The sequence below is a fragment of the Carnobacterium inhibens subsp. inhibens DSM 13024 genome (genome assembly GCF_000746825.1).
In the GTDB taxonomy this organism is placed as follows: Bacteria; Bacillota; Bacilli; order Lactobacillales; family Carnobacteriaceae; genus Carnobacterium_B; species Carnobacterium_B inhibens.
The window spans coordinates 404,852-416,501 of sequence record NZ_JQIV01000006.1 but is presented as its reverse complement, the minus strand read 5'-3'; the positions used below and the strand labels follow the sequence as shown (position 1 = coordinate 416,501).

Annotated in this window: 7 protein-coding genes; all 7 read right to left on the bottom strand. The window is 37.1% G+C overall.

Features of this window, described 5'->3' with window-relative positions:
• Window positions 1–40: 40 nt before the first annotated feature.
• Entirely contained in the window at window positions 41–3,844 is a 3,804-nt protein-coding gene (addA, locus tag BR65_RS03115) for a helicase-exonuclease AddAB subunit AddA (protein ID WP_211251481.1), read from the bottom strand.
• Window positions 3,841–7,461 (bottom strand): helicase-exonuclease AddAB subunit AddB, encoded by a 3,621-nt coding sequence (gene addB, locus BR65_RS03110; protein ID WP_034536663.1) that lies wholly within the window; start codon window positions 7,459–7,461, stop codon window positions 3,841–3,843. The genes addA and addB overlap by 4 nt, the downstream gene beginning before the upstream one ends.
• Window positions 7,462–7,762: 301 nt before the next feature.
• Window positions 7,763–8,023, bottom strand: a complete 261-nt coding sequence (locus BR65_RS03105; protein ID WP_023177928.1) for a DUF1294 domain-containing protein — start codon at window positions 8,021–8,023, stop codon at window positions 7,763–7,765.
• 2 nt (window positions 8,024–8,025) lie between these two features.
• Window positions 8,026–9,261, bottom strand: coding sequence for a peptidase T (pepT, locus tag BR65_RS03100; RefSeq protein ID WP_034536661.1), 1,236 nt, complete (start codon window positions 9,259–9,261; stop codon window positions 8,026–8,028).
• Between the two features lie 28 nt (window positions 9,262–9,289).
• On the bottom strand, window positions 9,290–10,414 hold the full coding sequence (locus tag BR65_RS03095; protein ID WP_034536660.1) for a Nif3-like dinuclear metal center hexameric protein: 1,125 nt from the start codon (window positions 10,412–10,414) through the stop codon (window positions 9,290–9,292).
• Window positions 10,411–11,115, bottom strand: coding sequence for a tRNA (adenine(22)-N(1))-methyltransferase (locus BR65_RS03090; RefSeq protein WP_034536659.1), 705 nt, complete (start codon window positions 11,113–11,115; stop codon window positions 10,411–10,413). Before BR65_RS03090 ends, BR65_RS03095 begins: the two co-directional genes overlap by 4 nt.
• 32 nt (window positions 11,116–11,147) lie before the next feature.
• On the bottom strand, window positions 11,148–11,615 hold the full coding sequence (locus BR65_RS03085) for a hypothetical protein (RefSeq protein WP_236620742.1): 468 nt from the start codon (window positions 11,613–11,615) through the stop codon (window positions 11,148–11,150).
• Window positions 11,616–11,650 lie beyond the last annotated feature (35 nt).

The following is an 11,650-nucleotide window of genomic DNA, read 5'->3' as shown; positions in this document are numbered from 1 at the left end:
TAGTTCTTTCCGGAGACTTAAAAAGACAACTGAATGTTTTTTATGATGGAACGGATACGATCTCTCCTGTTTCAAGTAAACAAAGATACGTTTCAGTAACTTTTTTATCTAGAATAGATTCTAATGCAGAGCGGTATAAATTTAATTGCCCTTTGTACTTCTCTAACATCTTTTCTCCAGCTTGTGCTCCATAAGGGCTGACCCTATCTGTTTTGTAGTCAAACAAAACAATGTGGTCTTCCAACTCAATATACCCATCTATGATTCCGTGGATTAAGATTTTATCATTCGCGTCCCCGTTCATATCGGTAAATATTTTTTCAGCCTCTAGTAAAAGTGAGAACGGTTCTTCACGATGAACCACTTTTGAATTGGCCAAAATCATTTTTCCTAACGGTGTGGTAAAAAATTGAACCAATTGTTCTATTTTGATTTTTGAAGCAACGTCTTCTTTTAACACACCCATTTTAATCAATGAAGCAATCAACGTTTCAAGTGACTCTCTCGTAGGTAAAGTAGTCAAATCAACTGCTTGCATAACTGAGTGAGTAGCAGTCCCTATTTCAGCGCTTGAAGGAGCGGTCAGTTCAGCCATAAACAAAGGTCTATCTAATGTTTCTTCGACATACCGATTGCGGCTGCGCGGTTGATTAACATCAATTTTAACCATTTGATCACTACCTGGTTCTTCAAATAACCGTTTGATTTCTGAAACCGATTGGTAACTGGTCGTGTGTGTTGCTCCTTCATGTTCATAGGTATAATTCATCAATTCAACAGCTTGTTTGATGGTCTGCGTAGCAACATCATTTGCGGTTACCTTCTCCTGCTGCTGATCTAACTTTTCCAACCAATCTTCATCTGGTTCAGTGTCTGTTGAATGCATTTGTTCTTGAATCGCAGTCTCATTATAAAATTGAATACTGAAATGTGCTGAATGGTTGGTAATAGATCCGTTTCTGGCTGTAAATGAGGTATAGTCGTTTTTGCTTGAAGGATGGCGGACAAGAGATAATCCGATCCATTTCATTAAACTGCTTGCTGTAAACCGGATATCGGCTGGTAAAACAGTAGAGGCATGCGCAGTAACAACACCCCATTCTTTCCAAGCTGTTTCCTCATCTTTATACGAACCCACTAAGAACAGTTTTTCTTCTGCTCTAGTTAAAGCCACGTATAATTTTCGCATTTCTTCAGATAATAATTTTGTTTTCTTTTCTACTTTTAATGCCGTTTCGGGTAAAGATGGATATCGGATACGGCGGTCTAGATCTTTAAAATCCGTTCCTACTCCATATTGTTCATTAAACACATAGCTTTTTTTGATATCTTGTAAATTGAATTTCTTCGTTAAATCAAGAACAAACACAACTGGAAACTCTAATCCTTTACTCGCATGAATCGTCATGACACGAACAGCGTTTTCATCTTCAGAGATGGCAGTCGGTTCGGCTAAGTCTTTATCTTTTTCTTGCATCTTTTCAATAAAACGGACAAATTGAAACAATCCTTTAAAACTCGTTTTTTCGTAACTCGCTGCACGCTCATATAACGCATGTAAATTAGCTTTTCGTTGTTTCCCTGAACTCATTCCTCCAACATAGTCTAAAAACCCTGTATCATCATAAATCGTCCAAATAAGTGCAACCAGATGGTCTCTGCGTGCAAGTTCGCGCCACTTATTTAATAGATTCAAAAAGACATCGACTTTCTTATATAAGTGGGAAGTAAATCGACTGGCTTTTTCTTCACCGGCATACGTTTGATAAAAAGTTTTGAGTGCTTCATAATAATCACCCGTTTTTTGGCTGATCCTGATTGAAGCCAATTCATTTTCATCCAATCCAACTATTGGAGAACGCAAAACAGCAGCTAAAGGAATATCTTGATAAGGATTATCGATTACTTTTAGTAAAGACATCATAATCGTGATCTCTGTTGTTTGGAAATAATTCTGCGTGTCATTTACCTGAAGTGGAATCGACAAACGCTTGAACATTTCCATCAACACCAGATTGTTTTTCTTGGTAGGAGTCAACAGCACGATATCACGATAGCTGATTGGTCGAGTCGTTTTAGACCGTTTATCATAAATCGGGAATTGTGATTGGATGAGTTCTTGTATTTTTTGCCCTACCATCAACAATTCGCCTTCCGTTTTGTCTTCGATCCGCATATCCCAATTGACCGATTCTGTGTTTTCTTCCTCATCTTCACGGTCATTAGTGCCTTTCTCATAAATCAAAATTTCAGGTTGATGCTTTTGCAGCTCTGGAAAATCAGTAAAACCTTGAATGAGCTGAGCAGCTTCATCATAGTCCATTTGCCCCACTGCTTTATCCATCAATTGCTCAAAAATCAAGTTCGTAAACTGCAGAACTTCACCCCTTGAACGAAAATTTTCGGCTAAAATAATCCGTTCACCCGATTGATGATGCTCATACTGTTCGTATTTCTGTAAAAACAACCCTGGATCAGCTAACCTGAAAGAATAAATGGATTGTTTCACGTCTCCTACCATAAATAGGTTTCCTTGGTCGGCTTGATCATGAGCTAACCAACGTAAAATATTTTCTTGCAATTGGTTGATGTCTTGGTATTCATCAACCATGACTTCTTTAAATTTATCTCGGTAATGCATAGATGCTTCTGTAGGAATCCATTCTTCGTCTTTGATTTGAGCAAGGATTTGAAGAGTCAAATGTTCTAAATCGTTAAAATCTAGTAGATTACGTTCATCTTTACGTTGACGGTAAGCATCCGTAAATAGCTGAGTAACACGTGCCATTTCCTCTACCAGCGGAGCAGCACTCAACATAAGATCAATTTGTTCTTGAGGCGATGCTGAAAAATAATCATTGATCAATTCTTTGAACCGATTTTTGTACTCATCTCTCAACAACTTCATTTCTTCGGCCGTTTCTTTGATTGCTTCATCAGTACCTTTTTTTACAGCTTTCCAACGAGCAAATTCAATAGACTTGCAGCAATTGTACGCAGCTTGATAGTTGTCTTGTTGAATGTGATTTTGGATCTCTTGTAACGCGGTCCATTCATTTTTTACTAATTCCGTTTGTTTGTCGAGTTCATCAGTGCCTTCTCCAAGTTGACCAGCCGTTTGTGACAATTCTACCAGACTATCTAACACCGATATTATTTGCGGTTTTAACAGTTCTTTGTATAGAACTCCTTTTGTCAGATCATTGTCTTCTACCTGATACAAATAAGAAAGCTGTTCCAACCATACAGCTGGTCTAGGATTGGCTCTTGAAAATTCGTATAATGAGAAAATCAAGTCGGTTAGACCGGCATCACTTCGATCGTTCGAATAAGAGGCTGTCAAAGATTTGAATAAGCTTTCTTCTTCACCATATAGTTCTTCTCGTACTTCTTCCCAAACACTTTCTTTCAACAGCAGTATTTCTGTCTCATCTGTCAGTAATCTGAAAATTGGATCTAGATTAATCAAATAGTAGTAACGACGGATCACTTGCAGACAAAAAGCATGCAGCGTACTGATAGACGCTTGATGGATCAAAGTCACTTGTCTGGTGAGATGTTTCTTCAGTTCCATATCGCTTTCAGAAGTAACAGATTCCTGGATAGCAGTCTGGATACGAGCTTTCATTTCTTTTGCTGCAGCTTCGGTATACGTCACGATCAACATTTCATCAACATTTGTCCCAGATTTTATTTTTTCGATCACACGTTGGACAAGAACGGTCGTTTTACCAGAACCAGCTGAAGCAGAGACTAAGATATTATGACCTGCTTCATAGATTGCTTGCCATTGTCCATCTGTAAAACGACTATTATCAGGTTTAAGCGGAAGTGGGCTCATCATTCTTCATCTTCCTCCTCTTCTTGCATTTTTTTAAGAATATCTTCTCTTTTTAAAGCATCCATTCGTCGGTAGTTATTTTCAGGCAACATGGCATCGAATTGAGAAACCGCCCGTAACGGACCATTCACAGTAGGAATAAACTGTCTTTTTTCATAGAACGGGTTTAATGTAGTCACACCGTCCACTATTTTATTTCCTGCCTCTATAATCAGTTTTTGATTGTGCTGACGCAAAGCAGTCATTTCATCTAATGTAACAAATTTATTTGACTTTAAAGCTTCACTTTTCAATTGATTGAATGGATAAACCAATGAAGCCTTTGTCGGCTCGATTGTCGGATCCAATGAAAGCAGCATTTCTTCATCTTCAAGCAGCAGGCCATCCATTTTATAGGATTTTAATAACTCATTGATATAAGCTGTTTCATCTAAGAACGTTCCTTTTTTCATAAAAGGATTCGATACATGCAGATAAAAAGCTCCAGCAGGTTTAGCTTTATGACCGATCAGATCAACGGCATTTTGAAGGGCTGTATCTAGGTACGTGATCATTTGCATAGCTAAGCCATAATAAGCATCTTGATAATTGAATTTATGCGCACTTGATTTATAATCAACGATGCTTAAATAATGATCATCGCCTAATGTCATAGCATCTACACGATCTATTTTCCCACGCAAATGAAGAGTCCCGCCATTGTTCAGCGGAAAAGACAATCCTTTGATCCCTTGTTGATTCGCAACTTGTCCAAACAATACTTCTGTTTGAATATTTTTCATATTGGTACGCCGGCTTTGATTTCCAATGACCCACACCATTTTTTTGATGGTTGCGCCTAATTGATCGCGAATGTATTTCATACGGTTAGACGCCGTTAGAATTGAGAACTTTGGTTTGCCGTAAAGTTCATTTAAAACCTCTGTTGTCAGTTGTTCAAGGGTTTCTTCGTTTAACTGATCTAGAGTTAGATTTTTTTGAATGACTATTTTAAAAAGATGGTCCAGGGCATCATGGAAAAATTCTCCTGTACCTGCTGGAGAAAGTTCAAAGACATCTCGATCTTTCAATTTCAATCCATAAGTTAAAAAATGTCCGTAATGATCTGCATAAAAAGCTTCTAAACGTGAAACCGATAAATACAGATCTTTTCCATATAGATCCGTTGCGATTTCGGGTTTAAGCGGTTTTGGCAAATTCTTTTTGACTAAACTGACCAGCAAATGATTAAACGTTCGGGCAACTTGTTTATCTCTTTTAAACTCATAGTACAAGTGTTGCCAAAAAGCAGTTAATTGGCCTCTTTGATCTTGCTCTTTGCGTAAGACCATTAAGAGCTGACTCATTGTTGTTTTCTTTGTCCCAACAAAATCCATTAAGTCTCGCTCACTAGGCGTTTCTACTGACGTAACATCCATTAATTTCGATTGGATCGGCAGAGCAAATGCTTTAGCAATTCGATCCACATAAGGCGATAATTTCGGTCCATTTTTTGTTTCGTCGCTCGTTGGGTAACTGAATATTAGTTTTTCTGAAGAATCTAAAAATGCTTGATAAGCAATAAATGGTTCTGATGCCATAACAGCTTCAACAGTTGGTTTTAAATACTGCGTTTCATCTAAGAAAAGTGAAAAGAAATCACGGTCCTCTTCCGTTAAAATACTTTTATTTTCTGTTTTAGCAGGTAAATGAGCATCTGTAACCCCCAACATAAAGGTAACTTTAGCCGTTCCAATACGAGTTCCTTCGATCCCAGAAAATGTAACTTGATCGATACTTGGCGGAACCATACTATAAGTAGCATTATCGAACCCAGTCATCAATATGGCATGGAAACTATCTAAATCGAAAGGTTCATCCCCTAATACTTCCACATATTCATCTAGCAACTGTAAAAATGTCTGCCATGTCTGTTCATGTTTACGTGCTTCTTCAAGATCATTATTTTCAATTGCTTGATCTCTCCAAAAACCTATTTGATCTTTTATACCAACTTTTTCCATAAATAAATACAGCTCTTTAGCGGCTTCTCTACTCGTTTGAGCTTTTTCTAAACGTTTAAAAAAGGGAACAATTAATGCTGTAAGATCTGTTTTGACGGAGTTAGCTATTTGCTCAATACGTTGATCATTATCCGATTGAAATTCTGCATCTTCATAGAAATAGCGTGTGTAATGCCATGGATCGGTTTTCGTCCACTGGTAGCCTTCATATCCATACGCCAATAGAACATTCTCAGTTATGTCTACGCGTTCTCTAAATTTTTGCGTATGGTATACCAATTGACTCACTCGTTGACTTCGTTCTTTAGAAAGTGATTCTTCCCCTTCAGTTATTGGAATGACCAGCTCTGTTCTGAGCAGTCTCATAACATCTGCATACCGCCAATTCCGTTTATAAATATTGACTAAAGCATCAATAACTTCTATTAACGGATGCTGATTCATCAATTCTGCACTATCAATAAAAAGTTCAATTGCATGATTCGTAAATAGTGGTTCTATAATAGATAAATAATCATCCATATTTCGAGTAAGAACGAGAATATCCCTATAGCGATAGTTGCCAGATGCGACTAATTTACGAATTTCTTTAGCCACATGTGTTACTTCAGCTTGTTTATTTTCTGCTGCCCATACCTCAATACAGTTGCCCATCGAGTGAGTTGAGTTAATAGCATCCGTATTCGTCGGTGTAAGTTGACTTGACTCAACCCAAAACTCTTCCAGTTGATTCAATTCCTCACAATAAGCTTGGTCTTTTACTTGAATAATTTTGTCTTTATAGACTGGAACATTATTCTGGCGAGCTAATTGATACAATTTATAGTAAGTCATACCTGTCGTCTGGAACAAATTATACATTTCAGGTCTTTCAACGGCGTACGCCTTATCTATGGTCAAGGCTATTGTCACGTTTTTAGCAGCTTTCATTAAAGCTAACACAAGACTTTGTTCTTGAGCTGTAAATTGATAGTAACTTTCAATATAAATAGTCGTTTGAGATAAATCCAATTCTTCCACTTTTTGGATCAAAGCAGAAACAATGTCTTCCGATTCAATATATTTATTCAATAAAGCTGCATCAAATGCTTGATAAATCAAAGATAAATCTTGTAATTTTAACTTAAAATCCGCTTCTTTAGGTGTATTCCCTAAATTAATCATCATTTGATCCAAATCTTCTTGTCTAATGCGTCCACCACGCAACTCTAAAAACAGATCTGTCATCTGTTGCACAAAGCCTTCTTTTCGAACTTCACCACGGTAAATGGTCAATTTTTCTTCATGTTCGATCAACAATTTACGGATCAGCATCGATAATCCAGTGTTCGTCAATTGTGGTTTAGCATAAATATCTGTATCTTTTAACCAATACCAAGCTAAACGTGTAAAACTGAATACTTGTAAATGCATCATACCCATTATGGGTTTCTTTTTAAAATAAGGATATTGACTTAAATTTTCCAAAACAGTCATTTCCGCTTGGAATTTAATATGGTCCGGAACTAAATAAAAGATAGACTCTTCACTATTTTTTGTCAGACTTTCTGCTATTTCATCCAATAGTACAGATCGTTTATCTCGGTTCGCACGGCCTAATACAAATTGCAATCCCATTGTATTCACACATCCTCTCATTCAACTCAATTCTCTCTTATTTTAACATACGCAAAATAATAATGAGGAGAGAAATAGGTGTCATTTCCATTCTTTAATTTATGAATCAGAAAATTAAGTTCTCTTCAAAAATAAGACAATTCAACTTTTTTTGTGAAACTACAGTTGACGAAAGAGTGACGTTAGTTTTGAAGCCCACTTTTACGTGATGGGCATTCCACATAAAAATGAGCACGTTTTAGGCTAATGATTCATAACACAGCAAAAAGAGGTTGAGACTTGTGTCTCAACCCCACTACTATTAATAATTAACATACACCAACATTAAAACAGCTAAAAGCGTTCCTAAAGCAAATGTAAACTTAAAAGAAATTTTTGTCGTTTTATGTCGAAACAGTCGCATCCCTAAGATACCGCCTATTCCACCACCAATGAGGCCTAAAAATAAAAGTGTTTTTTCAGGGATTCTCCATTGATGTTTTATGGCTTTTTGTTTATCTACACGCATCAGTACAAATAATAAACTATTGCACAAAAGCAGATAGATCCATAAAAAAATCATCTTTATGCTCCTTTTAAAGCGTTCAAACGAGCGATCTCAACAATAACAGCAGTCGCTTTTTCCATGCTTTCCACTGCTACAAATTCATAGCGGCCATGGAAGTTTTCTCCACCGGCAAAAATATTTGGTGTCGGAAGACCCATGAATGAAATCTTAGATCCATCTGTACCGCCACGAATCGGTTCAATGATCGGCTCGATAGAAAGATTTTTCATCGCTTCTTCAGCTATATCAACTACAGTCATATCTTTTTCGATGATCTCACCCATGTTGTAGTAAGAATCATTTAATTCGATCGTGATTCGTTCACTGCCATATTCTTTATTTAATGTTGCAACTTGTTCCAACATAAAGGCTTTACGCGCTTCAAATTGCTCACGGTCATGGTCGCGAATAATATAAGTCAAAGTCGCTTCGTCTACTTCACCAGTGATTCCAACTAAGTGATAGAATCCTTCACGTCCATCTGTTTTCTCTGGTACTTCATCTTGAGGCAATAAAGCATCAAAAGCCATTCCAATTTTTACTGCATTGACCATTGTATTTTTAGCCGTTCCAGGGTGAACATTTTTACCTTGAATCTTTACAATAGCTGAAGCTGCATTAAAACTTTCAAATTCTAATTCGCCAACAGGTCCGCCATCCATTGTGTACGCAAATGTTGCATTAAAACCCGGAACATCAAAACGATCTGCCCCGATCCCAATTTCTTCATCTGGTCCAAACCCAACACGAATATCACCATGCTCAATTGAATCATCATTGATCAATACTTCCATAGCTGTCATAATTTCAGCGATTCCTGCTTTGTCATCGGCTCCTAATAACGTTGTTCCATCTGTTGTGATCAATGTTTGCCCAACGTAATTTTTCAGATTAGGAAAATCTTTTGGATCTAAAACAACTTGTTGTTCTTCGTTTAAAACGATTGCTGTTCCATTATAGTTTTCATGAAATTGTGGATTCACATTTTCAGCATTAAAATCGGCCGTATCCATATGAGCAATAAAGCCTACTGTGGGAACTGTTTTTTCTGTATTGCTAGGCAAAGTTGCCGTAACGTAACCATTGGCTTCATTATAGGCAATATCGCTTAAACCAAGGTCTTTTAATTCTTCCATTAACGTTTTAGCAAATGCGACTTGGCTTTGCGTAGATGGAATGGTTGTGCTATTTTCATCAGAACGTGTTTCTGTTTTTACATAACGAATAAAACGAGGGACTAAATTTTCATACATAAGAATTAACTTCCTTTCAACATTGTTTTTAAATGAACTCATAAGGATTAGTATTTATTGATGACTGAATAATATCAAAATTCCAATTTGCTTCGGTTTTCCATTGTGTAAACAAGTCAGCTAATCTTGGCTTGCAAATACTTTCAATGTGATGCCCAGGATCGATAACCGTCAAACCATCCGCTAACATATCGTGTGCCGTGTGGTAATAAACATCTCCAGTAATGAAGACATCTGCTTTTTTTCTAAGAGCCTCTGGATAATATTTCCCAGCGTCTCCCCCACAAACTGCTACGCGTTGGATCAATTTTTGATTATCCGGTGTAATGTAGCGCAAACCAGTCACACCAAAAACATCTTTTACCTTTTGAGCAAATTCCTGAACTGAAATCGGTTCTGCTAGATTTCCGACCCTTCCCAATCCGTATTCATCGACAAAGTTCTCAATGGTATACAAATCGTAAGGTGGTTCTTCATAAGGATGAGCCTCAAATAAAGCTTTCTCAATTGTTTGTGTCAAATGTTCTGGAAAAACGACTTCAATACGAGCTTCAGATACTTGTTCAACTTGATCGATTTCGCCAATAGTCGGATTAGCGTGATTGATTGGTGTAAATCGTCCAATACCTTCAAATGTATACGTGCAATCTTTGTAATTCGGCCCAATTTGACCCGCTCCAGCAGCTGTTAATGCTTTTCGAACTTCTTCTTCATTTTCTTTCGGGACGAATACTGCAATTTTTTTATAAGAAAGTCTTTTTGTTACGTGCATGATTTCTGTTTCTTTTAACCCAATTTCATCAGCTAACCATGTATTCATACCATTTGTTGCCACATCTAAATTTGTATGCGCGGAATAAACCGTTATATCATTTTTAAGTAAATCAGCAAGCATTTTATTTTGTGCATCATCAGTTGCTAAGTTTTTTAAAGGTCTAAAAATAGGCGGATGATGAGCAAAGATAAAATCGACATGTTGTTCGATCGCTTCTTGCACCACTTCAGGACGTACATCCAATGTGATCATCATTTTTTTTATCGGTTTATTTAATGTTCCGACAGCTAGTCCAACTGGATCTCCAGATTCAGCTAGTTGTTTTGGAGCAAATGATTCAAATTTTTGAACAAACTCATTTCCATAGGTCTCGGTCATTTTAGCACCTCTTCTATTTTTTGAATTTCTGCTTGGAACTGTTTTATTTTAGCTTGTTGATCTGTACTTGATTTTGTTAAACTATTTAAAATATATTGGTTTTTTTCAAGTTCCCGTTGCCATTTCTTTTTAAAAACAGCTGACTGTTCATCTTTTAAATAAAAGCCAAATGTTAAATCAGTTTCTGTTGCGGTTATTTTTTTTGAAGGTACTTTTTTGGCAACCATCAACTCATAAATCTTATCATTTTCTTCAATGATCTCTTCAGATATGACGGAATATTGATGGTTTACTAACCACTCACGCAAGGTTCTTTCTCCTACGTTAGGCTGCAAGACCAAGCGTTCGGCCCCTGTTAAATGACCTTTATTGAACCCATTATCTAAGATAGAAGCAATTAACGATCCTCCCATACCACAAATCGTAATCACACTCACTTCATCTTTTGAAGAGAGAACTTCTAAACCGTCTCCCAACCGAACGCTGATTTGATCTGTTAATCCAAGACGCTGAACTTGATTTTTCGCTGCTTGAAATGGTCCATCCACAACTTCACCTGCTATGGCAAAAACAGTAGGGTCTTTGCTAACGATAGCGCAAGGTAGATAAGCATGATCAGAACCGATATCCGCTAAACGATCTCCTGGTTCAACATAAGCCGCAGCACTACTTAAACGCAAGGATAGTTGACTTTCGTCCATACTCAACACTTCTTTCATTTAGTGATTTTTCTTTATCCTTCGAAGAATTCCTCATCCATCAAATAGCCTTCTGCGGCATCTTTAGTATTAAAAACTCCTTCAACTTGATCATTTGGTAAGGCAACCACCCATGTCGGATTATCATAAACCAACCGTAAAATGTCGCCTTTATTGTCAAACCATAATTCAGTATAGCCTTCTTCATATCCATCAGCTGTTTTCTTTAAGTGAGCAATTGCTTGATCCACCATAGAACGAATCGTTTCTTCCGTTTCGTCTCTAACAGAAACATATCCTTTATCTGTTTCCTCTTTAGGCAAATAACCTGCATAAATCAGCGCATTTCCATTCGGGTGAAGGAAACGTATCGCCATTGTTTTAGGTACTGCACTGTCTTTAAAATGGTAGTTCAATCGATTCATCGATACTTTTGTTGCCGTTAATTCCTCGTAACTATCAAAGATAGCCTTTTTTTCTTCAAATGATAACATGTCATTCATCCCTTCATTCCTACATCGTTTATTATACCAGTTTT